The organism is Mesorhizobium sp. M0239 (genome assembly GCF_040321815.1).
Classification (GTDB): Bacteria; Pseudomonadota; Alphaproteobacteria; order Rhizobiales; family Rhizobiaceae; genus Mesorhizobium.
Map to the genome: position 1 here is coordinate 13,364 of NZ_JAMYSG010000025.1, position 22,432 is coordinate 35,795.

A 22,432-nucleotide genomic window follows, 5' to 3' on the forward strand; every position below is an offset into this window, starting at 1 on the left:
AAGGAGCCTTCATGCCGCAGCTCGCTGCCCACCAGCTGATCGGAGCCAATTTCAGCTTTCAGCACATCCCCTTCGATGAGGTCGCCAGGACGATCCGCGACTTTGGCATGCGCGAGATCGAGCTGTGGGGGATTGCCCAGCATCTGGACCTGTTCCATGCTACGGACGGGCGTGTCGAATCCGTTCGCCGGGTGCTTGCCGACAACGAGCTGTCGGCCTGGTGCTTCACCCCAGAGCAGGTGTTGTACCCAATCAACATCGCCTCCGGCGAAGCGGCACTGCGTCAAGACAGCATCGAGCGGTTTTGCCGTGCAGCCGACATCTGCGCGGCGCTTGGCGCCCGCTATCTCTTCCTGACGCCTGGCCGGGGCTACGAGAGCCAACCCCGTCAACCGGCATGGGACCGCGCCGTCGACGCGATCGGCGAGATCACCCGGCATGCCGCCGCAAACGGGGTGCGCTGCCTGCTCGAGCCGTTGCAGCGGTTCGAGAGCAACATCGTCAATGATGCGGCAGGTCTGCGCCAAATGCTGGACGAGGTGGGCGCCGGCAACGTCGATGTCGTGCTCGACACTGTCGCCATGGCCACGGCCGGCGACACCGTGGCCGGCTATGTTGACCTGTTCGGCTCGCGGCTGGCGCATGTTCATCTGGTCGATGGCACACCAGGCGGGCATCTGGTGTGGGGGGAGGGCACGCTGCCGCTCGGCCATTATGTCAGCGAACTCGCGCGCCTCGGCTATGCCGGAAAGTTCACTTTCGAGCCGTTCGGCAATGGATCCTACGCGCTGGATCCGATAGGGGCCTGGACGCGCTGCCTCAACGCTATCGAGCCGTACCTGAATCGCGCAACGGTGCTGGCATGACCTCAAAGAAGCTTGTCGCTGTCGGGGACAATTGCCTCGACGCTTACCTGACCAACGGTCTGCTTACCGTCGGTGGCAATGCGCTGAACGTTGCCGCGCAATGGCGGCGCAACGGCTGGACGGCACGGTATTTTGGCGCTGTCGGCGAGGATGCTGAGGGTGACATGGTACTTTCCGAATTGGCAGGCGTCGGCCTTTCGCCGGATGACGTCGAACGTCGCCCCGGCGACACCGCGGTCACCTTGCTTCGCGACGAATCCGGGGAGCGCAGGTTCCTGCACGAATCCTTCGGGGTTGGCGAGAATTACATGCCGTCGCCGGAGCACTATGCGATCATCGCCACAGCCGACTGGGTGCATCTCGGCACCAATGCCAACAGAGACCTTGTCCGCCGGATGGTCGCAAATCGTGTGCCGTTCAGCATTGATGTATCGACGGCGCATCTGGCACTGCCGCTCGGCGGCGTGCCGATGCTGTTTGCCTCCGGCCCGGACGATGTCGATGTCCCCATCGAGCCATTGCTGTCCGCGCTCAGGGCCGCCGGCGCGAGCCAGGTGGCTTTGACCTGCGGCCGTCGCGGATCCTACTTTGACGATGGCATGAATGACGTGGTGCATGCACCGGCGACGCTTGTCGATGTCGTGGATACGTGTGGCGCCGGCGACAGCTTTATCGCCACCTTCCTCACCGGCTTCCGTTTCGGCGGCCTTAGCGCCTCGGAGGCATTGCGCGAGGCTTCAATCGCCGCGGCGCAGACCTGCACACATCTCGGCGGGTTTCCCCAGAGACCGCGTCCCATACCAGATTGGCTGCCGGCCAAATATGCCAGCTTCATTGCCGACGCCCAGGGAGCCCGGCCGTGACGACACTGCGTTTGCGACAGCCGAAGGTGGCGCTTCCATCCGACCGCTCCTTCTGGCTGCAGGACATCGGCGCCGACACCGCGACCGAACCGTTGAGAGGCGACGTGCGCGCCGACGTGGTGATCGTCGGTGGGGGCTATACCGGCCTGTGGACGGCGCTGCGCATCCGTGAATTGGCGCCGGAAACACGGGTCATCGTGCTTGAGGCCGATCTATGCGGTTCAGGAGCTTCGGGGCGCAATGGCGGCCAAGTTCATTCCTGGTTCGCCGAAATCGACCAGATCGGTGCCGTCGTCGGCCTCGAAGAAGCGCGACAGCTCTGCGCCGACACGGTGGCATCGATCGCGGAGCTGAAGGCGCTGCAGCAAAACGGCACCATAGACATGGATCTGAGGCTGGACGGATGGCTGTGGACCGCGAGCTCAATTGCGCAGGAAGGCGCCTGGGAGAACGCGGTTGCCACGACTGCGGCTGTTGGAGAAAACCGTTTCAAGCCGCTGACGGCCGACGACATTCAACGCCGCACCGGTTCATCGGCATCCTATGTCGGAGTCGCCGAGACCAATGCCGGCACGGTCCATCCCGCCAAGCTTGCCATCGGATTGCGCAAGCTGGCATTGGCCTGCGGCGTCATCATCCACGAGCGCAGCCCGGTCCTCGACATCGAAACCGGCAGGACATGCACGGTGCGCACGGCGGAAGGCCGGGTGCGGGCAGAGAAAGTTGTGCTTGCCGCCAACGCATGGCTCTCAGCGCTGCCGGAACTGCGCCGCCATCTCTACGTCGTCGACAGCGAAGTGGTCGCGACCGCCGCCGTGCCCGAACTGCTCGACAGCATTGGTTGGCGCGATGGTGCCTCGATCTGCGATTCACAGGCACAGGTCCTCTACTACCAGCGCACCAGCATGGGCAGGGTGATCTTCGGCCGCGGCAGCGGCAATTTGGCGTTCGCCGGAAACTTCGGCGCCAGCTTCAACCGCAGCTCCGAGCATGGCCGTGACAATGTGCGGGAACTGCACAGAGTCTATCCGGCGCTGCGTGGCGTGCGGGTCGAGTATGACTGGTCAGGTCCCATCGACTGTGTACCCGAACACGTTCCGGTCTTCGATCACCTGCGCGGCCATCCCAATATTTTCTACGGCATGGGCTTCAATGGAACCGGCATCGCGCAAACGCCGATTGGCGGGCGGATACTGGCCAGCTTGGTGCTGGAGCGCAGCGATCGCTGGAGCGCCAGCGGGCTGGTCGGCATCGAGCGTCGGATGTCGCTGCCGCCCGAGCCGTTCCGCTATCTCGGCGCCAAGCTCGTCCGCGGCGCGGTGCGCCGCAAGAATGAGGCCGAGATCCGCAACCGGAAGGCGGACAGGATCACCACTCTGCTGGCTGGGCTCAAGCCGGGCCGCCGCAAGACATAAGCGACGTGCAGAGCATCTTGTCCGTCACGCCACAAGGTGGATACGACGTCACGAAAACTTCACGACAGTGCCGCCGATGCGTCGCTGTAGTCGCCGATTGTCGGCGCGTTGCCGGCAAAATAAAAGCCGGCCGGGTTTTCTGTCCAATCGCTGAAAAAAGGCTTGATGCCCTTGTCGATATGTGTGCCTAATCTGATATGAGATCGATCTCATGTCGCGCTCTCAAATTATCCTTTCTCTACGGGGGAGGCGCTTTTGGGGAGCATATGTCTGAAGGAAGAGGGAGGTTTAAGTGAGGAAATTGATCGCGTGGCTGGCATTGGCCACTACCGCGTTTGCGTTTGCGGCGTCGGCGGGTGAAACCATCGACCGGGTTACCTCGAAGAAGGCAATGGTGGTCGCCACAAACAGCGGCTGGCCGCCGCAAAGCTTCCTCGATGACAGCAATCAGTTGGTCGGATTCGACATCGACGTCTCGAAGGAGATCGCAAGGCGCCTCGGTGTCGAGGTCAGTTTCGACACGCCGGACTGGGCGACGATGACGGGCGGCCATTGGCAGGGACGCTACGATCTGGGTGTCGGCTCGGTGACGCCGACCAAAGCGCGGGCCAAGGTGATCGATTTCGAAGGCATCTATTATTATAGCCCCTACGTTTACGTGGTTCACAAGGACAGCCCGGCCAAATCGGTCGCCGACCTGAATGGTAAGATCATCGGCGTCGAGACCGCCACCACGTCGGAGGATTTCATCCGCAGACAACTCGAGATCGATGCTCCCGGCCTGCCGCCCATCGAATACAAGCTGGAGCCCGGTGAGATCAGGACTTTTGCCGACTCAATGCTGCCGTTCGACGATTTGAGGCTCGGCGACGGCGTGCGCCTCAACGCGGTCATCGCACCGGAACAGACGGCGCAGAACGCGATAAAGAACGGCTACCCCCTGCGTGTCCTAGAAGGCGGCTATGCCTTCCGTGAGCCACTGGTGGTGATCGCGGAAAAAGGTGATGGCGAGTGGAATGCCAAGATCGGCGGCATTCTCGACGAGATGAAGAAGGACGGTACCCTCGCGAAGCTGACCACCAAGTGGTACGGCAAGGATTACAGCGCCGACTGAGGAGCGTCGTGGACAAGCTTGAGCGGGATACATTCAATTGAACATCCCGCTCCATCTGTTTTGTTTCAGCTGCATTTCCACGACACCGGGCGGCTCCGCCTGCCTGCAAAATGCTCTAGTGCCACCACCTCATCATACTGATCATGACATATCCTGACACCTATTACCGACGCACGCTTGCCGACAACACCATCAGACCGGCGCTGAGCGGCGTTTCGGAGTGCGAAACAGTCGTTGTCGGAGGCGGACTGGCCGGCCTGACGACGGCGTTGCAGCTGGCTCGCGCCGGCCAGCAGGTCGTCGTGCTTGAGGCGCAGCGCATCGGCTTCGGCGCTTCCGGTCGCAATGGCGGCTTCGTCAATCCCGGCTTCGCCACCGGCACCGACAACATCGCCGCGATGGCCGGCGTGGGCGCGGCACAAAAACTGCACCGCCTGTCCATCGAAGGCGTCGACTTCGTGCGGCAGACGATCCGCGATCTCGATATCAAGGCGGCAGAGCCGCGCTCCGGTATATTGAGCGTGCTTCGCCACGATGGTGGCCCCGCGCTCAAGGCATATGCCGAGCAGCTGGCGCGGGATTTCGACTATCGGCTCGACTATCTCGATCGCGACCAGGTGAGAGCGGTGCTGCGTTCCGATCGCTACCACCAAGGCCTGCGCGATCCCAGCGCCTTCCACATGCATCCGCTTAACTATCTGCGCGCCGTTGCTGGCGAGATCGAACGGCTGGGCGGCAGGATATACGAGAGAACGGCTGCCGTTGAAGCCAACCTTGACGGCGCCGAAAAGGTCTTGCGTACCGACAGCGGCGAAGTGCGCGCCCGCCAGGCCGTATTTGCCACCGGCGGATATACGGGGCCACTGGTCAGCCGGCTGCAGCGGGCATTCCTGCCGATCGCCACTTACGTCATGGTGAGCGAGGAGGCGCCTGACCTCATCGCCAAAGCGATTACGACGACCGACGCCGTCGGCGACAACCGCCGCGCAGGCGATTATTACCGTGTTGTCGAAGACGGCAGGCGGCTGCTCTGGGGAGGGCGCATCACCACCCGGGCAGCGTCATCGGGTGTGTTGGCGAGGCAATTACGCCGTGAGATGATCACCACTTATCCGCAGCTCGAACAGCTCAAGACCGAACTCGCCTGGTCCGGGCTCATGTCTTATGCCCGACACCTGATGCCCCAGATAGGCCCGTTGCAGCCGGGCGTCTGGTACCTCACGGCCTTTGGCGGCCATGGCATCAACACCACGGCGATCGCCGGCAAGCTGATCGCCGAAGCCATACTGGGGCAATCGGACCGCTACCGGCTGTTCGCACCATTCGGCCTTGCCTGGGCGGGCGGCCCGGCTGGACTTGCGGTTGCGCAACTCACCTACTGGAAGCTGCAGGCGCAGGATTGGTGGCGCGAGCGCGCCCGTTGACCACAGGGAGATCGAGGACGTGATCGGCCGACTGTTGCTCAACCACCCGGACGCGGCGCGCCGCGTTGGCGTGTTCTTCATGCTCGCCGCCTTCGCCGCCGGCCTGTACGGGCTCGGCATCAAAGCCAGTTGGCTCGGCAAGCTTGTTCCGGGGGCAGTCGAGTGGCTCGCCGCCAACCCTGAGATCGGGCGGGCGGTCTCGGCGGTGCTGATCGCACTGATCGTGGCGGCGAACTGGAACGCGCTGCGGTATCTCAGCCGCAAACAGCAGATTGTGGCGGTTTGGATAGAGCTGTTCGTGTTGTTAATGCTGTTTTTCTATTCCTTCGACCTCTCCTTCGCGTTCATCGCCAAGAAGATCGGCTTCCTCGTCTCGAAGGGTGTAGTGACGACCCTCTACATTTCGGCGATTTCGATCGCCATCGCCACCCTCATCGCCTTCGTTGGCGCCATCGCCAAACTTTCCCGCAACGGCGTGGTCTATGGCTTGGCGACCTTCTATACCTCTCTGTTTCGTGGCTTGCCGCTGCTGATGCAGATCTACATCATCTATCTCGGCCTGCCGCAGATTGGCTACGTGATCGGAGCCGTGCCGGCCGGCATCATGGCGCTGTCACTCTGCTACGGCGCGTACATGACCGAGATCTTCCGTGCCGGCATCGAAAGCATCTCGCGCGGCCAGACCGAGGGTGCTACGGCACTCGGCCTTAGCGCTAACCAGACGATGTTCCTGGTCATCCTGCCACAGGCGATGCGCGTCATCGTGCCGCCGACCGGCAACCAGTTCATTGCGATGTTGAAGGATTCCTCGCTGGTCTCGGTGGTCGGGGTCTGGGAGATCATGTATCTCGCACGCACACAAGGCCAGACCGAGTTCCGCCACATCGAGATGCTCATCACCGCCTCGATGATCTATTGGCTGCTCTCGATGGGGCTCGAATTCCTGCAGTCGCGGATCGAGGACCGGTTCGGGCGCTCACTCAAGCGCTGATCGTCATCCGTGATTTCGCCAAAACGAGTTGCTCTTTACTGCTGCAGCCAGCTTCGGAGAGCAGCAGCAGATTGGCGACGTCGGCAAGAGTGAATTACCTGTCCGGCTCGGCCCGCGCATGGTAAAGGGTCTCGCCAACCATGACGGGGTGGCGATCATCGCTGCGCGGGCCGATGAGCCCTTCGCCTCGGTAGACGATCTGTCATCATACGGCGCTCCGTGGACGATGTTGAGATGGCAGAGCTGCCTTGGGGCCTTCAGCCAGGGAAGTTGGCGGCAGGCCATTCACCGTCAGCGTGCTGAGGGCAGGACTGTTCCCAGTCATCGTTGCCTCGTTCGGGCTTCCGAGTTCCGGCACCAAAGCCGGAAAAATCATTTGGACCTCAGTCGCTGCGTAGGATTTTCGCTTCTAAGGCCGCTGTAACAAAGGCCCGTCTCGCTACCGGCGTCCGGGCTTCACCACGCAGAACCTGAAGACACGCATCCATGGCCAGTTTTCGCTTCTCCGTCCGATGAGGGACACTTCGCAGCAGGATCGTGGCTGCGTCGTTCACATCGAATATGACGCGCTCACGGTCATGCCGGCCAATTTGCACCACCACGGGCCGGACGAACCTGCTCGACATGCAATCACTCTCTCAGTTCCGACTTCGATACCGGTCTTCGCGTATCATGACGTAGGGTCAATTTACACATTTGTGGCTAGGGCCAGAACAGAACTGACGGTTGTCCGATCTCACGACAAGTTGCCTGTCCAATTTCAGCAGGCCGCTACCCAAAATCAGACCGGTCTTGGCGCGCAAAAAAGCACAGCGGAATTCTGCCGCGTCCGGAAGGTGAAGCGGCGCTTGGTCTTCGGACTTTCCTGAAGCCCGTGCCTTCTCTCATGGTGTCAGCCTTGACGCGGCCGCTGCCGCAATGCCGACGCTTCTAATGGTGCGGGGATGCCGGGAGAGGAAGAGGGCGGGCGGGTTGCGGTGGCGGGTAAAGGTCCGGGAGAGAGTCTCCCGGCGCCCGCCAAGGAGCAACACCCATGAACCAGATGGAAATTCTTGCGCCCAAGGGTAACGAGCGTGCCGGTTACAAAGTCGACGTCAGCCGCGGCCAGCGCATAGGCCGCGTGTCGTCAGAATGGTTTAACCGGCCGGCGGACGAGCGATACCTGTCCCTCAACGACCTTGGAAATGCGGTGAAGAGCCGGTCGGAGCGCAGCAAGACCCGCATCGTCGAAAGTGAGCTGATCCGCGTCGAGGCCAGCCGCGACGATCCGCAGCGCCTGAGGCTAATGCTGCCCGATGCGCCTGGCCCTGTTGCCCCCACGCATTGGAGTTTTGGCCAACTCGCCTCCTTGGTCGGCGCACCAGCCACCTATCTGCGGCAGCTTCCAGCCCCCCTCGCGGCGATCAACCTTCAGCACGGTCTCCTCAACCACCGCGCCGAACAGGTTAAGACGCTGGAAATCGAGAACGGGCGCCTCGAGTTGCGGGCGGTGACAGGCCCGGATTACGGCAGAATATTTGACTCAGAGCTGGTGGGCGCCGTGCAAAAGATTGCCGGCAACGGTACCGGCGACACGCGCTGGAAAGTGCCCGGCGTGCTGGACTGGTCGACGGGAATCTACAATCCGCACGTCGACATCTCTAGCGACACCACGACGCTCTACGCTTCTGATCGCGATATCTTCCTGTTCCTCGTCGACGATCTGAACCCGATCGAGGCCGGGCGGCTGCCGAATGGGGAACCGGATCTCTATTTCCGCGGCTTCTATTGCTGGAATTCCGAAGTCGGAGCCCGCACCCTCGGCATCGCCAGCTTCTATCTACGTGCAGTGTGTCAGAATCGTAATCTGTGGGGCGTCGAAGATTTCGAGGAAATCACCATCCGCCACTCAAAATACGCGGCCTCCCGTTTCGCCCTGGAAGCCGAGCCGACGCTGATCCAGTTTGCCGATTCCTCGCCCATGCCATTCGTCAACGGCATCAAGACGGCGCGGCAAAGGGTCGTTGCCAGAGACGAAGACGATCGCCAGGGCTTCCTGCGCAAGCGCGGCTTCTCCAAGTCCGAGACCACGAAGATCATCGATACGGTTCTCATGGAGGAAGGCAGACCACCGGAATCGATCTTTGATTTCGTGCAGGGCATCACGCGGGTCGCGCGCGACAAGCCGCATCAGGATGTCCGCCTGGAAATGGAGGGCAAAGCCAAGAAGCTTCTCGACTTCGCCGCCTGATCCTGAGGAGGCCGGCAACGAACAATTCCGTCGCCGGCCTTGCCACCAGGCCGTCTCCATCAATTCCAGCGCCGTCCTCCTAAGCAAGAGGACAGCGCTCTTTCGTGGGAGTACGCGGTGACGCCAACATGCCGAAGGCGCCTCGGGTGCGGCTCGGCTGCGTCTAGATCCGCGAGCCGAAACCAGCAGCGCTTCATGTTGAGCCTGCAAGTCGGGAGGCGGCGCTGGCGTGAGGCCTGGAGGCAGAGGGGGGAGGGGAGGGTTGCTGACGGGCTTGGAGGTTCGGGGAGAGGCCCCGGGCCGCCCGTTATGGAGAACCTGACCATGGCAAAGAACGCCATTCAGAAGATCGCGATGAACGCCGCGGAGAATATTCCCTATGACAAGCTAATGTTGTCGCAGAAAAATGTTCGGCGCATCAAGGACGGCGTGTCGATCGAGCAGTTGGCGGAAGACATCGGACGGCGAAAGCTGATCCAGAGCCTGAACGTCCGTCCCGTGCTCGACGGCGAGGGCGAGGAGACCGGCACGTTTGAGGTGCCGGCCGGCGGCCGGCGGTACCTGGCGCTCGGCATCCTCATCAAGCAAAAGCGCCTGGCGAAGAACGAGCCAATCCCCTGCATTGTCAACCGCGGGCAGGAGACCTCGGCCGAGGAGGATTCGCTTGCCGAAAACCTCCGGCGCGCCGACCTGCACCCGCTCGACCAGTTTCGTGCCTTCAAGACGCTCAGCGATCAGGGCCTCGATCCCGACGAGATCGGTGCCCGCTTCTTCGTATCGCCGGCCACCGTGAGACAGCGCCTGCGGCTGGCATCGGTATCGCCAAAGCTTCTCGATCTCTACGAGAAGGACGAAATCCGGCTCGAGCAAATCATGGCGTTTTCGATCTCCGACGATCATGCGCGCCAGGAACAGGTCTGGGAGCGGATCTCCAGCTCGCACACGCAGGAACCGTATTACATCAGGCGTCTGCTGACGGAGACGACGGTGCGGGCCGATGATCGCCGGGCCGTCTATGTCGGCGCCGAAGCTTATGAGGCTGCCGGCGGGGTCATCCTTCGCGATCTGTTCGAGCAGGATTCCGGCGGCTGGTTCCAGGATGCCGCACTTCTCGAGCAGCTTGTCTTCGACAGGTTGAAGGTGGATGCCGAGGCGATCCGCGCCGAAGGCTGGAAATGGGTAGATGCGGCGATCAGCTTTCCCTATGGCCACACCTCCGGCATGCGGCGCATCTACGCCGAGGCGCAGGAGCTCAGCGCGGGGGAGATTGAACGCTACGACGCGCTGAAGGCCGAATACGACCAGCTGGATGCGGACTATGCCAAGGCCGAGGATGCCGATGAAGCAATCGAGGCGAAGCTTGACCAGTTGGGTTCCGAGCTCGATGCGATCGATGATCGTCCTCAAAGCTACGATCCCGCCCAGAAGGCCATCGCCGGTGTGTTCGTCACGCTTGCCGCGAACGGCGCGCTCCAGGTCGATGCCGGTTTCGTGCGGTACGAGGACGAGCCGCGGACCGAAACCGGGGACGTCGATGAGGGCGAGGAACAGGGCGCCGACGGCGAAACCCGATCTAATGGCGGCGACGATGGCGATGGTGTTGTTGTCAACGGCATACCGGTGCACGACGCCTCGGGCGACGACGGCGAGGACGATGGCATCAAGCCACTGCCTGATCGGCTCGTCTTCGACCTGACCGCGCAGCGGACGCTGGCACTACGCAACGCGGTCGCCGGTGACGTCGACAGCGCCTTCGTCGCCGCACTCCATGCCTTCGTCCTGCAGGTTTTCTATCGCTTCGCGCCGAACACGTGCCTGGAGATCAGCCTGAAGAGCGGCAGCTTCGGTCAGGTCGACGGTCTTGCCGAGACATCCTGGGCCAAGGAGATCTCCGAGCGGCACGAAGCCTGGGACCGCGATTTGCCAGATGAGGCGGAAGGCCTGTGGGACTTCCTGCTCGGCCTCGATGAAGCAAGCCGCAAGGCGCTGTTCGCGCACTGTGTCTCGCTGACCCTCAATGCGGTGGTCGAACCCTGGAACAGGCGAGCGAAGGCGCTCGAGCATGCAGTCGTGCTTGGCCGCTCGCTCCAGTTCGACATGGTCGACGCCGGCTGGACGCCCACGGTCGAGTTTCTCGGGCGGCTCACCAAGGCGCGGATTTTACAAGCTGTCCGTGAAGCGCGTGGCGCAGACTCCGCACAGCTGATCGACCACATGAAGAAGGACATCATGGCCCGTGAAGCTGCCCGTCTTCTCGAAGGCTCGAACTGGCTGCCAGAGCCGCTGCGCGTTGAGGTCGATGAAGTGTCTGCCGATGCTGGCGACGCGGTCGCCGGCGACATGTCGGTCGAGGCGGCTCTCGACCGCGATGCCGCCGAGCTTCCCGCCTTCCTCGCCGACGATGCGGATCCGTCCTCCGATGAGCCGGTGACCATAGACAGCGACGAGGCGGACCACCTCCAGGCCGCCGAATAACCGGTATCACGCTCGCACAGGGCCCGGCACTCCCGCCGGGCCCTTTTCAGTTCCAACTCACTCTCGAGCCCGGGATCGCCATCGCGACCCGGGCGCTTGCGTTTCATGGAGATCGACATGTTCGACTGGAACAGAAGCTGCTCCTACGACGAGCAGCAGAAGAGACGTTTCCACACCACAGCCCGTTCACGGCTGAAGAAACTTGCCGCCGAACTTGCCCTGCCGCAGGGAAGTTTTGACCTGCGCTCAAACAAGGCGTGCATAGCCGTTTCCGGTGAAATTACCCTGCACCATGACCGCGCCTACATCCAGGTCGGCCAGTTCGGCTTATCCTCAGGTCACGGCATCCTGATCCGCACCTGCAAGGGCCGCAACGACTATACCGGCGGGGCCAACCACTTCGTTGCGCTCGGCATGCTCGACGACATCCCGGCGCTCGCCGCCGCCGTGCGTGCCATCACCGGGGTTGGTCGAGACGCTTCGCGTTCCTCCGAGCGCCGCGCCGCCTGAACCCTGCAAACCCCATCATCGCGGGTGTACGCGCCGGCCGCAGGCTCGGCCAGTCGACAGCCACAACACCACCAACCAATTGCCACGACGCGGTTCATGCCGCGCGTGGCCGACCTGCGTTTAGGAGAACCCCCATGACCGCACATCCGCCGTTCAGTAAGGTGCTCGACGTCGTCGTCACCCGCGAGCAGATGTTCCAACTGTTCAGCCGACACAAGGACACTCCCGGCATCGATCCGCTTTCCGGCACTCCCTATTCAGGCGAGTGGTTCGAGATCCCCGCGTCAGAATACCACTTCATACTCGATTTGATGCCGCCGCTGTTCATGCGCACCGGCATGTTCGGCATGTCGGAGTTCAAGGCCGGCAACGTGACAGCGTATTCTTCGCGATCCGGATCCGCGGGCGCGAGCGCTGGTTTCATGGCTTCTGCGATCTCACGGATCGGCAGTCGCCAGACAAGATGCGCGCCGCCATCATCGCCCACGAGACCGGCGCGAGCGATAGCATGACCCGCGCGGAAAAGCTTGAGGCGATCTGGAACATGACCCCTGTCGAGCTTAGGGGGATCGCCCGCAATGCAGATCCCGAGACCGGTGGGCCGAACATCGCGGCAAACGCACGATTCTCGTTAACGCCGGAAGGCATGGTGCTGTCTTCAAGCTGCTCGATGATCTGTCGGATCTCGAGATCGACGAGTTCCTGTCCAAAGTCCGATTGCGTCGGAGCTGATGAAGGAAGACGACGATGGCCATCTATAAGAACCGCGGTTTGGCGGTGAAGCGTCTCCATCACGGGGAGCGACTTTCGCTCAATGGATGCACCCGCGTACGGCCCATCCTCAAGCTGTTGAGGCATGCGAGACCGTATGGCCAACTGCCCCGAGGATACAAGCATCCGGCCCTCAGCAAAACGTGGCATCAGTGCCTGCGACGCGGGAGGTACCCGGCATTGCGTAAAGCGCCGATGAACAGGCTGGCCGAGCCGGCGATCGTCGTCCTGGCCTGCGTTGCGAGCGGCAGCGTGTTCCAGTCCTCCAACGGAGCGATAAAGCAGGAGAAAGTGCCATTGACCATGCAATGGCTGGTCAACAAGCCTTGCTTATCCAGCACGAGAACGCCTGTCTGATTGCTTGGATACCGGATGGCGGCGACGCGCTGAAATTCCATGTCGCCATCGATGCGCAAATTGAAAAGCAGCACGCCGTGGCTTCTGTGGGCGATTTCTTCGACTTTTTCCGCGAAAGGAACAGAAAGCGCCCGAACGCTGTCGACCGCCATCCCGAAAACAAGCGCGTCCAGCTCATCCGCCCCCATGAGAAGATTAGTTCCCAAGAAAATTGGGATTGCAATCGCTCCAGCCGGATTGTGCACAGCATCCCACACCGCCGGCTAGACGCCTGAGGATGTCGTGTACGATGCAGCTCTCTCTGTTGGCGTGTTTGCCCGCGTTGATTGAGCCGATTGCCCTAGGCCCATGACACACCGCTTGCTCGTTGCGGGGTTTCTCCGATAAAGCACGGCGAGTTCGATAAGATACGTCGGGTACCAGATAACACGGGCAGCGACTTGGCTTGCAAGACATGCTCACATCAAGGAACAGACTATGAAGCGCCAGATCCGGCCATTCATCGTGGAACTGAAACAGAGGCGCGGTAAGCAGAAGCCAAGCCATTCGATCTGGGGCGATCTCGACCTGTCCAAGATAGCCACGGAGATGACGCGGCCGGCTCATGCTGCTCAGCTTCCAAATTCCCAGGTCATTGACTTCAGTATTCGACCCCTTGATGCTGAAGAAGGGGAAACACCACAAGCGGAGTATATGATGGCCGATTTTCAGGATGATCAGACTGTTCAGACGACAGTAGCGCCAGCCAGAGTGCCTGAATCGAAGAAGAAAGTTCCGCGAGCAAAGAAAGCGAAGGCAGAGCTCGTAGAGCCGGTCCGCAAGAACGGAGCGAAACCTGCGCCCCAGGCCGCGGAAGCTCCCGTGGCAGCGAAGACCGCCCGAAAGACCTATTCTGAGAAGGAACGCGCCCAGAAGCTTGCCCAGACCGAGAAATCGATCGCTGGCGGCGCGACCAGCAAGATTGCGGTCGGCCAGGCCGGCATATCCGAGCAGACCTACTATCAGTGGAAGAGGTCTGCCGCACCTTCTTTAGACAGCGGCGATCTCCGCGATCTTGTCGCACTCGAAGAAGAAAACAAGCGCCTTAAGAATCTCCTTGCCGACCGTCTGCGCAAGGAAAATGCCGAGCTCAAGAAGAAGCTGGGCCTGGCCTAAGGCATACTGAAGCATCGACGGAAATTCCGCCGACGCTCAAGGCGGTAGCGGCGGCATATCGCCTTCGCCGACCCGCCACACCCAGGAGCCGATCTCCGGTCGTGCGGCGATCATTTCGTCGAGCGACGCTTCGTAGTTCTCGTCTGCTCCGGCCGGAACGACAAAGAGTGCAATCGGCTCTGGCCTGTTCTGGAGCAAGGCGTTGGCGATCGGGTGGTCGGGTTGCAGGTCAAAGCGCAATCCCTTCACGCTCTTCTCGCGAAGGCGGGCGAGCCCATCGACGAGCCTTTTCTCCGGGACCGTCTCGTAGGGAATCCAGTTTTCGGACACCACTATCAACGCGACCTCCTCGACAATGGCGAGGCCGGCCGGGTTCATTCCGAATGTCGCGATCGTCATGAGATGCGAGCTGGAATCCGCTGCCCATAGCGACAATTCTTTCTCAAAACGCGCCTGCAAGCGGCGATGCAATGCATCGTCGATCATGAAGGGGAAGCCGGGCAGGTGCCTGATGACGAGTTTCTGACCGGAGCGGGCGGGCACGATCTCTTTCACCTCGCCGACCAGGACGAGCAACTTTCGGGGACCGGATTTCGGCGGGAGCGCCGTGCCGAGAACCGCGTTGCGACGATTTTCGATCGCTTGCCTGTTCTCGGCGCGAAACGGCTCGGGCACGAACATGATATCCGCGAGCGGTCCGCCTCTCACGGTCATTTGCCCGGCGGCCTCGAGCAGATGCCAGCGGACATTCCACCAATGTCGCTTGCCGGCCCATCGCGATGTCCAGACCGTCAATTCGGCCTCGTGCCAGAGATAATGAAGGAGGCCTCGCAGCGACATCCTCCTGGGATCGGCGGTTACGCTGGCGGAACTTTGCCCCGCAGGCACCGATGCCGCGCGGCTCCCCGTCTTCGACAGGCTGAAGTCCAACTTGAGGGCCGCCAAGCCATTTTGCGGATCGAGCTGTATCGCGCTGCCCATCAAGGCGCCCAGGCCGGACAGTTCGTAAGGCGCCTCATACGATTCACAGGATGGATCATGCCCGCCGCCGCTCAGCGGCATGCGCTTGATCAGGTGAAGGTCGCCGATGCGGGCGATGTACATCGGACAGCCTGGTTCGCGGCACAGGCATAGCGGACGCTCGGTGCGGGCATAAGCGCTCGCCAGCGCCGCCTGCAGGTCAGGCGCTGCCTCCTCGTAGACCGCACTGCCAATTCTGAACCGTCGCATCACCTCCACAGCTCCAGGTCGCCGCCGCATCCCTGTGCGCGCATTCAAGTCATGGGTTTGCACAGAGCGCAACCCCTTTGGTGCATCGGCGCCAGAGGCAGAGGGGAGCCGGGAGGAGTGTGGCCCGGCTGGCGCGGAGAGAGTGCCGGCGCGGGCATCATTCCCCCTCGCGAAGGACATCTCCATGAACATCGTTTCCGCCACAGCTGCCGTTACCCGGACCGCCGCTCCCCTCGACGCGCCGACGCCGGCCTCCATCAACAACGCCCAGGCAATCTATCAAGCGGCAACGCTGCTTCTGCCTTTCCTCGAGCAGGGCAAGCCTGTCACCACCGCCGCACTGCGCACCGCCATTACGACAGGTTTTGGCGGCAGCGATGCGCAAGGGTTCTGGGTCTGGAAGGAGGCCTATGAGGCGCTCGAAGTCGCCCAGGTGCTGTTCTTGCGCCGGTTCGGCCCTGCGATCCTGTCCCGGTCCACCACGCCCCAGGCAACGCTGGCGATGATGAAGCGCATCGCGGAACTCGTTCCGACCCACACACGGCGCTCCGACGAGAGTCAGGCCATGCAGCAGCTCTCCACGCCCTTGCCGCTGGCCTTCGTCACAGCGCACGCCGCGGCGATCGCATCTTGCGACCTCGTTCTCGAACCCTCGGCCGGCACCGGTCTGCTCGCCGTCCATGCCGAGATGGCGCGCGCCTCGATCGCCCTCAACGAGTTTGCCGCGACGCGGACCGATCTCCTCGGCCTGCTGTTTCCACAGGTTTCCGTCTCGCGGCACGACGCCGCCCATATCGACGATCATCTCGACGCGGCCATGGAGCCGTCCGTCGTGCTGATGAATCCACCCTTCAGCGTCGGCGCCTATGTCGATGGCCACGTCACTGACGCGGCATGGCGGCATCTCTCCTCCGCATTCGCACGCCTGCGTCCGGGTGGACGCCTGGTCGCCATCACCGGCACCGGCCTGTCTTCCGAAAACCCCAAATGGCGGCCCGCCTTCGAACGCCTGCAGCAGCGGGGCACCATTGTCTTCACCGCGGCGATCGACGGCCGTGTCTACGCCCGCCATGGCACCACCACTGAGACCCGCTTGACCATCATCGACAAAGTTCCTGCTACCGACCCAACCAGCTTCTCCGGCTCGCCGGGCAAGGCCATGGATGTCGAGACGTTGCTCTCCTGGATCTCCGCCCTGCCGCCCCGAGCACCGGGCGGCTTTCCGGACTCGATCGGTGCGTTGTTAAGCGGCATCCTGCGCAATGCCGCCATGCACATGGGCGCCCGATCGGGGGCGAGAGCCGCACCCCTCCGTGTTTCAACGGCTGCTCCGAAGGCCATCCGATCGGTCCGTCCGATTGTGCGGGCGAAGCCCGCTCGCCGGGTCATGGCAAGCAGCGCGCCTGCCGTCCCGCTCGCCTATGAGCTGCGCGACTGGATGCCGGAGGAGGGCGGCCGGCTCACCGACACGATCTACGAACCGTACGCGCTCCAGTCGATCGACATTCCCCGCGCCAAGCCGCATCCGACGCCGCTCGTGCAGTCGGCCGCAATGGCCGCCGTCGCGCCACCAAAACCTTCCTATCGGCCGCTTTTACCTGATGCGATCGTCGACGAAGGCCTGCTGTCGGACGCCCAGCTCGAAAGCGTCGTCTATGCGGGTGAAGCCCATTGCGGCCATCTCACCGGCGCCTGGACGGTTGACGAGACCTGCGATGTCGTCTCGGCCGCGCCAGAAGGGGCTGCGGACGCTGTCCGCTTCCGCCGTGGCTGGTTTTTGGGTGACGGAACCGGCTGCGGCAAGGGACGGCAAGTCGCCGGCATCATCCTCGACAACTGGCTGCAGGGCCGCCGCCGTGCGATCTGGATTTCCAAGTCCGACAAATTGCTGGAAGACGCCCAGCGCGATTGGGCAGCACTTGGCCAGGAAAAACTTCTCGTGCAGCCGCTGTCACGTTATCGGCAGGGCACACCGATCCGCCTTGCCGAGGGCATCCTGTTCACGACCTACGCGACGCTCCGCTCGCAGGAACGGGAGGGCAAGAAATCCCGGATCGCCCAGATCCTCGACTGGGTTGGACAAGACACGGGAAGGGCCGAAAGCCCGACGGGGATTAAAGAAAGCCAGACGGGGATTGGAGAAAACCCGTCGGGGGCAAAAAAATCTTTCGATGGCGTCATCGTCTTCGACGAGGCCCACGCCATGGCCAATGCCGCTGGCGGCAAAAGCGAGCGAGGCGACGTCGCGCCCTCGCAACAAGGCAAGGCGGGTCTGCGGCTGCAGCATGCACTGCCGGACGCCCGCATCGTCTATGTCTCCGCCACTGGCGCGACCGCCGTCGAGAACCTCGCCTACGCGCAGCGCCTCGGCATCTGGGGCAGCGAGGATTTTCCATTCGCCAACCGTGCCGAGTTCGTCGCGGCGATCGAGGACGGCGGTGTCGCGGCGATGGAAGTGCTCGCTCGCGATCTCAAGTCGCTCGGACTCTCTACAGCGCGCTCGCTTTCCTATGACGGTGTCGAATACGACCTTCTCGAGCACGCGCTGACCGAGGAACAGATCCGCATCTACAACGCCTATGCCGACGCTTTCCAGGTCATCCACAACAACCTGACCGCCGCACTCGAGGCGACCAACATCACCAGTGAATCCGGCACGCTGAACCGTAATGCCAAATCGGCGGCGCGCTCGGCCTTCGAGAGCACCAAGCAGCGCTTTTTCTCGCATTTGATCACCTCGATGATGACGCCCACGCTGATCGGCGCGATCGGACAGGATCTTGCCGACGGCCATTCGGCGATCGTGCAGATCGTCTCGACCGGCGAAGCGCTGATGGAACGGCGACTTGCCGAAATCCCGACCGAGGAATGGTCGGACCTGCATGTCGACGTCACGCCGCGGGAATATGTCGGCGGGTACCTGATGCATTCCTTCCCGACGCAGTTGTTCGAGGAATACTCGGACGCCGATGGCAATGTCTATTCGCGGCCCGTTCACGACGAAGATGGCAATCCGGTTCAGTGCCGGGAGGCCGTTCGCCGGCGCGACGAGATGGTCGAGCGGCTTGCGTCGTTGCCGCCTGTCGGCGGGGCCCTTGACCAGATCATCCATCACTTTGGCACCGACACCGTCGCCGAGGTGACCGGCCGCTCGCGGCGCATCGTCAAGAAGACCGGCCGCGACGGTATCGACCGGCTTGCCGTCGAGAACCGCCCGGGCTCGGCCAATCTCGCCGAGACCAAGAGTTTTATGGATGACCACAAGCGCGTACTGATCTTTTCCGACGCCGGCGGCACCGGCCGCTCCTACCACGCCGATCTCGGGGTCAGGAACCAGAGGCTGCGCAAGCACTATCTGCTCGAGGCCGGCTGGCGCGCCGACAATGCCATCCAGGGTCTCGGACGGACGCACCGCACAAATCAGAAGCAACCTCCCTTGTTCCGGCCGATGGCCGCCAATGTGAAGGCGGGCAAGCGCTTCCTGTCGACGATCGCACGACGGCTCGACACGCTGGGCGCGATCACGCGCGGCCAGCGCCAGACCGGCGGGGCAGGGCTGTTCCGTGCCGAGGACAATCTCGAAAGCCCCTACGCGCGGGCCGCACTTCGCCAATTCTACATGCTGCTGCATCAGGGCAGGATCGAAGGTTGTTCGCTCACGACCTTCGAGACCGTGACCGGCCTGTCGCTGACGACTGACGAGGGCGGGCTGCGCGACGAACTGCCGCCGATCACGACCTGGCTCAATCGCCTGCTGGCGCTGCGCATCGAAACCCAGAACCTGCTGTTCGAGGTGTTCGAGCAGTTGATGGCGGCGAAGGTCGAGGGCGCGATCGCTGCCGGCTCCTATGACAAAGGTCTGGAGACGATCACGGCGGAGAGCATCGTCGTCACCGATCGCCGCACCGTCTACGCGCACCCGGTCTCGGGCGCGCAGTCGCATGTGCTGACCGTCGCGCGCAAGGACCGTACACGGCCGCTCAGCCTCGTCGACGCGCTGGCCATCGTCCGGGCGGAACCGCAATCGGTTCTGTTGGTGAACACGCGGTCGAACCGCGCGGCGATCCGCCTGCCGACGGCGAGCCTGATGCTCGACGACGGAACCGTCGAACACCGAGTGCGCCTGCTGCGGCCAACGGACGAGCTGCGCTTCGGTCTCGACGCGCTTGCCGAAACCCACTGGCAGCCCGCCGACCGAAAATCGTTCTGCGACCTGTGGCAGGCAGAAGTCGCCGCCGTCCCGGAGTTCACCACCAGCACCTTTCACATCGTGACGGGTCTGCTGCTGCCGATCTGGCGTCGGCTTGCCAGACCATGATTGTCAGGTCTACCGGATCCAGACCGACGCCGGCGAACGCATCATCGGCCGCCACATCGCGCCGACGCTGGTCGCGACCATGTTGCGCAATCTCGGCGTCGACGATGTTCCGACCCTCGCTCTGGACGAGGCATGGACCGGCTTGATCGAGGGGCGGATCGGGTTGCAGCTTGCCGACGGCCTGATCCTGCGCCGCAGTCGGGTCATGAACGACTACCGTGTCGAATTGATCGGTTTCACCGACGCGATGGTCCCTCGGCTGAAGGCGCTGGGGCTGATCTCCGAGATCATCTCCTGGAAGCTGCGGCTGTTCATCCCGACGACCGCGCAAGGGTCCGCCATTCTCGCCACGCTTATCGACAGCCATACGCTGGTTGGCGTCACCGACCGTACAGCAGCGGTTTGAGGGGGAGGCGGTCATGTCCGGCTCGGCATCCGAGCTGGCACGCCGCCTCGGCGAACATGCCGAGGCGGCGTGCCGCGAATATCTCTCCAACGGCCATCGCTTCGGCAATTACTGGATGGTCGGTGATGTCCGCAACACGCGCGGCCGTTCCATGCATGTGCGGCTCAAGGCGGTTGGCGGCAAGGCAGCCGGAAAATGGGTCGACGAGCAATCGGGGGAATATGGCGACCTTCTTGACGTCATCGAGCAGAGCTGTGGTCTGGTCGACTTCCGCGAGGTCGCGGATGAAGCACGTCGCTTCCTCTCCATGCCGCTGCCACCGCCCCAGCTCCCGCCCCAGGACCTTGGCTCGCATCGCCAGTCTGCTGCGACACGCGGCTCGCCTGACGCCGCGCGTCGCCTGTTCGCCATGTCCCATCCGATCGCCGGTACGCTGGCCGAACGCTATCTTGCCGGTCGCGGCATTTTGCTTTCGACGCATGAGCGCGCGCTGCGCTTCCATCCTGGCTGCTACTACAGGGATCTCGTCACGGGCGAGACGCGGACCCTGCCTGCGCTGATCGCCGCTGTCACCAGCCTCGACGGGCGTATCACCGGCCTGCAGCGCACTTACCTGTCCTCTGGGCTGGACCCGAGTGGCAAGGTCGGCAAGGCGCCGGTCGCCGATCCACGCCGCTCGCTTGGTCACCTGCTGGGCAACGGCATCTGGCTACGCCAACAGTCCGGTGCGCCCGTCATGGCCGCCGGCGAGGGCTTCGAGACGATGGCGTCGCTCCGGACGGTGATGCCGGCGCTGCCGTTGGCTGCCGCCACCTCAGCCAATCACCTCGCCGGCCTGATCTTCCCGCCTGGCTGCCGTCGCCTCTACATCGCAGCCGATGCCGACGCCGCCGGCCGGCACGGCATAGAGCGTCTCAGCCAGCGCGCAGGCGAGGCAGGGATTCTCGCCCTGGTGCTGCGGCCGCAGCTCGGCGACTTCAACGACGATCTGCGTCATCTCGGCCAAGCCCACCTCGCGGCATGGCTCCGCGATCAACTCGTCCCGGAGGATGCCCGTCTCTTCCTGCCGCCCGGATGAATGGGTCGGGCCGGCACGCGGCTCGGCGCGGCATCGGACAGCCTGCAGATATGGCGGGGGTCCACCGGAGAGGCCGCGCGCGCGGCCTGCCTGAGAGGCGACCCCTGCCACCCCCCAGTCACGGCCGCAACGGCTTCGCCGTCCTCCGCTCGCGCTTCGGCCTTCGGTGCGGCCGCGCCCGGCGCGCGGCTGGGATGCGCTGTCAGGCCGCGATAGGCGCGGCCACAACCGACGGAGACACCGCCATGACCTACGACATTCCTCTCGACGACGCCTACGAGCCCTCCCACGCCTCCTCGCCGACCGACCGCGTCATCCTCGAACTGCAGATGTACGGCCATCGCCCGCATCAGGACGAACCTGACCCTCGGCCGCTTCCCGACGACGAGGTGATCCGGGCCGGCCTCGCCGGGATCGTAGAAACCTTCGCCGGCATGCTCGGGGACACCAGGCTCGAACCCGATCTCGACGACCTGCTCTGGTCGTTCGCAAACGTCTTCCACCGTGCCGCCGAGCGTGTCGCCCGCAGCCTCGACCGCAACGAGGAGGCGCAGCGCTCGAGTCAGCAGGAGCAGGACGGCTCGGAGGTGAAGTCGGTCGAGCTGGAGCGGCTGACCGCGGAAGGCATCAGCTATATCGAGCGCCGCAACGTGCTCGAAATCATGCGCGATGAGGCCGCCGAGCTCTACGAGGCACAAACCGGATCGGCATGGCGGCCGCGCACCGGCTCCAAGGTCAGCCACCAGGCGATGACCGCAGCGGTGATCGACAGCCGCGACTTCCTCGCCGCCCGCCGCCACGCCGAAAACGAGGTGCTTGTTCCGGCCGGCACCAAGATTGCCTTCGCCGGCGGCCTCGACTGCAACGATCACGACCGGATCTGGGACGCGCTCGACAAGGCCCGCGAGAAGCATCCCGACATGGTCCTGCTCCACGGCGGCAGCCCGCGCGGCGCCGAGCGCATCGCCGCCTGCTGGGCCGAGAACCGGAAGGTCACCCAGATCGCCTTCAAGCCGGACTGGAACCGGCACGCCAAGGCGGCTCCGTTCCGCCGCAACGACCAGCTTCTCTCCGTGGTGCCCTACGGCCTCATCGTCTTTCCCGGCTCCGGGATAACCGACAACCTCGCCGACAAGGCCCGTCGGCTCGGCATCCCCGTCTGGCGGTTCGCGGAGGGCGGCGCGTGAGCGCCGTTTTCTTGCAAATCAGGGAAATCTGGATAATATGGA

Annotated in this window: 15 protein-coding genes and 2 pseudogenes; 14 read left to right on the forward strand and 3 right to left on the reverse strand. The window is 63.2% G+C overall.

Annotated features, from left to right (window positions below):
- Positions 1-11: 11 nt before the first annotated feature.
- The 6 genes from NKI99_RS24165 to NKI99_RS24190 all read left to right on the forward strand — a co-directional run bounded on the left by NKI99_RS24165 (position 12) and on the right by NKI99_RS24190 (position 6,673).
- Entirely contained in the window at positions 12-866 is an 855-nt protein-coding gene (locus tag NKI99_RS24165; RefSeq protein WP_127297609.1) for a sugar phosphate isomerase/epimerase family protein, read from the forward strand.
- Complete coding sequence (locus NKI99_RS24170) at positions 863-1,729, forward strand: PfkB family carbohydrate kinase (RefSeq protein ID WP_352441569.1); 867 nt, start codon at positions 863-865, stop codon at positions 1,727-1,729. Before NKI99_RS24165 ends, NKI99_RS24170 begins: the two co-directional genes overlap by 4 nt.
- Positions 1,726-3,144 carry an NAD(P)/FAD-dependent oxidoreductase gene (locus tag NKI99_RS24175; RefSeq protein ID WP_127297611.1) on the forward strand — a complete coding sequence of 473 codons (1,419 nt, stop codon included), beginning with the start codon at positions 1,726-1,728 and terminating at the stop codon, positions 3,142-3,144. Before NKI99_RS24170 ends, NKI99_RS24175 begins: the two co-directional genes overlap by 4 nt.
- Before the next feature lie 292 nt (positions 3,145-3,436).
- Positions 3,437-4,258, forward strand: a complete 822-nt coding sequence (locus tag NKI99_RS24180; RefSeq protein WP_352441567.1) for a transporter substrate-binding domain-containing protein — start codon at positions 3,437-3,439, stop codon at positions 4,256-4,258.
- A gap of 143 nt (positions 4,259-4,401) precedes the next feature.
- Positions 4,402-5,682 carry an NAD(P)/FAD-dependent oxidoreductase gene (locus NKI99_RS24185; RefSeq protein WP_128305986.1) on the forward strand — a complete coding sequence of 427 codons (1,281 nt, stop codon included), beginning with the start codon at positions 4,402-4,404 and terminating at the stop codon, positions 5,680-5,682.
- A gap of 19 nt (positions 5,683-5,701) precedes the next feature.
- Entirely contained in the window at positions 5,702-6,673 is a 972-nt protein-coding gene (locus tag NKI99_RS24190; protein WP_127297614.1) for an amino acid ABC transporter permease, read from the forward strand.
- A gap of 383 nt (positions 6,674-7,056) precedes the next feature.
- On the opposite strand, the gene NKI99_RS24200 is transcribed toward NKI99_RS24190, so the two are convergent.
- The gene (locus tag NKI99_RS24200; protein WP_127297616.1) at positions 7,057-7,299 is read right to left on the reverse strand and encodes a DUF982 domain-containing protein; all 243 of its coding nucleotides are present in this window, start codon (positions 7,297-7,299) and stop codon (positions 7,057-7,059) included.
- Between the two features lie 407 nt (positions 7,300-7,706).
- Between NKI99_RS24200 and NKI99_RS24205 the strand changes: the two genes are divergently transcribed.
- The 4 genes and pseudogenes from NKI99_RS24205 to NKI99_RS24220 all read left to right on the forward strand — a co-directional run bounded on the left by NKI99_RS24205 (position 7,707) and on the right by NKI99_RS24220 (position 12,669).
- Complete coding sequence (locus tag NKI99_RS24205) at positions 7,707-8,903, forward strand: DUF932 domain-containing protein (RefSeq protein ID WP_352612315.1); 1,197 nt, start codon at positions 7,707-7,709, stop codon at positions 8,901-8,903.
- Positions 8,904-9,227: 324 nt separating this feature from the next.
- Complete coding sequence (locus tag NKI99_RS24210; protein ID WP_352612317.1) at positions 9,228-11,378, forward strand: ParB/RepB/Spo0J family partition protein; 2,151 nt, start codon at positions 9,228-9,230, stop codon at positions 11,376-11,378.
- 117 nt (positions 11,379-11,495) lie between these two features.
- Positions 11,496-11,888: a hypothetical protein gene (locus NKI99_RS24215; RefSeq protein ID WP_352441565.1), complete on the forward strand. Its 393-nt coding sequence runs from the start codon at positions 11,496-11,498 to the stop codon at positions 11,886-11,888.
- 191 nt (positions 11,889-12,079) lie between these two features.
- Positions 12,080-12,669: pseudogene (locus tag NKI99_RS24220) on the forward strand (DUF1419 domain-containing protein).
- A 139-nt stretch (positions 12,670-12,808) separates the two neighbouring features.
- On the opposite strand, the gene NKI99_RS24225 reads toward NKI99_RS24220, so the two are convergent.
- A complete protein-coding gene (locus NKI99_RS24225) occupies positions 12,809-13,204 on the reverse strand; it encodes a hypothetical protein (protein WP_164780532.1) in 396 nt (131 codons plus the stop codon).
- Positions 13,205-13,493: 289 nt separating this feature from the next.
- Between NKI99_RS24225 and NKI99_RS24230 the strand changes: the two genes are divergently transcribed.
- Entirely contained in the window at positions 13,494-14,171 is a 678-nt protein-coding gene (locus NKI99_RS24230) for a transposase (RefSeq protein WP_352612318.1), read from the forward strand.
- A 36-nt stretch (positions 14,172-14,207) separates the two neighbouring features.
- On the opposite strand, the gene NKI99_RS24235 is transcribed toward NKI99_RS24230, so the two are convergent.
- A complete protein-coding gene (locus tag NKI99_RS24235; protein ID WP_352612354.1) occupies positions 14,208-15,401 on the reverse strand; it encodes a DUF1173 domain-containing protein in 1,194 nt (397 codons plus the stop codon).
- Positions 15,402-15,585: 184 nt separating this feature from the next.
- Here NKI99_RS24235 and NKI99_RS24240 point away from each other — a divergent pair.
- From NKI99_RS24240 to NKI99_RS24250, 3 genes and pseudogenes are all read left to right on the forward strand, one after another.
- Positions 15,586-20,125: pseudogene (locus NKI99_RS24240) on the forward strand (strawberry notch-like NTP hydrolase domain-containing protein).
- A 13-nt stretch (positions 20,126-20,138) separates the two neighbouring features.
- Complete coding sequence (locus NKI99_RS24245) at positions 20,139-21,203, forward strand: DUF7146 domain-containing protein (protein ID WP_352612320.1); 1,065 nt, start codon at positions 20,139-20,141, stop codon at positions 21,201-21,203.
- 245 nt (positions 21,204-21,448) lie between these two features.
- A complete protein-coding gene (locus tag NKI99_RS24250; protein WP_352612321.1) occupies positions 21,449-22,390 on the forward strand; it encodes a DUF2493 domain-containing protein in 942 nt (313 codons plus the stop codon).
- Positions 22,391-22,432: the final 42 nt, after the last annotated feature.

What these genes read in the sequence shown, in the direction of transcription:
- NKI99_RS24185 (WP_128305986.1), top strand. Translation starts at nt 4,402, where the DNA reads ATGACATATCCTGACACCTATTACCGACGCACGCTTGCCGACAACACC.
- NKI99_RS24230 (WP_352612318.1), top strand. Translation starts at nt 13,494, where the DNA reads ATGAAGCGCCAGATCCGGCCATTCATCGTGGAACTGAAACAGAGGCGC.
- NKI99_RS24215 (WP_352441565.1), top strand. Translation starts at nt 11,496, where the DNA reads ATGTTCGACTGGAACAGAAGCTGCTCCTACGACGAGCAGCAGAAGAGA.
- NKI99_RS24235 (WP_352612354.1), bottom strand. Translation starts at nt 15,401, where the DNA reads ATGCGACGGTTCAGAATTGGCAGTGCGGTCTACGAGGAGGCAGCGCCT.
- NKI99_RS24245 (WP_352612320.1), top strand. Translation starts at nt 20,139, where the DNA reads ATGTCCGGCTCGGCATCCGAGCTGGCACGCCGCCTCGGCGAACATGCC.
- NKI99_RS24165 (WP_127297609.1), top strand. Translation starts at nt 12, where the DNA reads ATGCCGCAGCTCGCTGCCCACCAGCTGATCGGAGCCAATTTCAGCTTT.
- NKI99_RS24170 (WP_352441569.1), top strand. Translation starts at nt 863, where the DNA reads ATGACCTCAAAGAAGCTTGTCGCTGTCGGGGACAATTGCCTCGACGCT.
- NKI99_RS24200 (WP_127297616.1), bottom strand. Translation starts at nt 7,299, where the DNA reads ATGTCGAGCAGGTTCGTCCGGCCCGTGGTGGTGCAAATTGGCCGGCAT.
- NKI99_RS24210 (WP_352612317.1), top strand. Translation starts at nt 9,228, where the DNA reads ATGGCAAAGAACGCCATTCAGAAGATCGCGATGAACGCCGCGGAGAAT.
- NKI99_RS24205 (WP_352612315.1), top strand. Translation starts at nt 7,707, where the DNA reads ATGAACCAGATGGAAATTCTTGCGCCCAAGGGTAACGAGCGTGCCGGT.
- NKI99_RS24250 (WP_352612321.1), top strand. Translation starts at nt 21,449, where the DNA reads ATGACCTACGACATTCCTCTCGACGACGCCTACGAGCCCTCCCACGCC.
- NKI99_RS24225 (WP_164780532.1), bottom strand. Translation starts at nt 13,204, where the DNA reads ATGGGGGCGGATGAGCTGGACGCGCTTGTTTTCGGGATGGCGGTCGAC.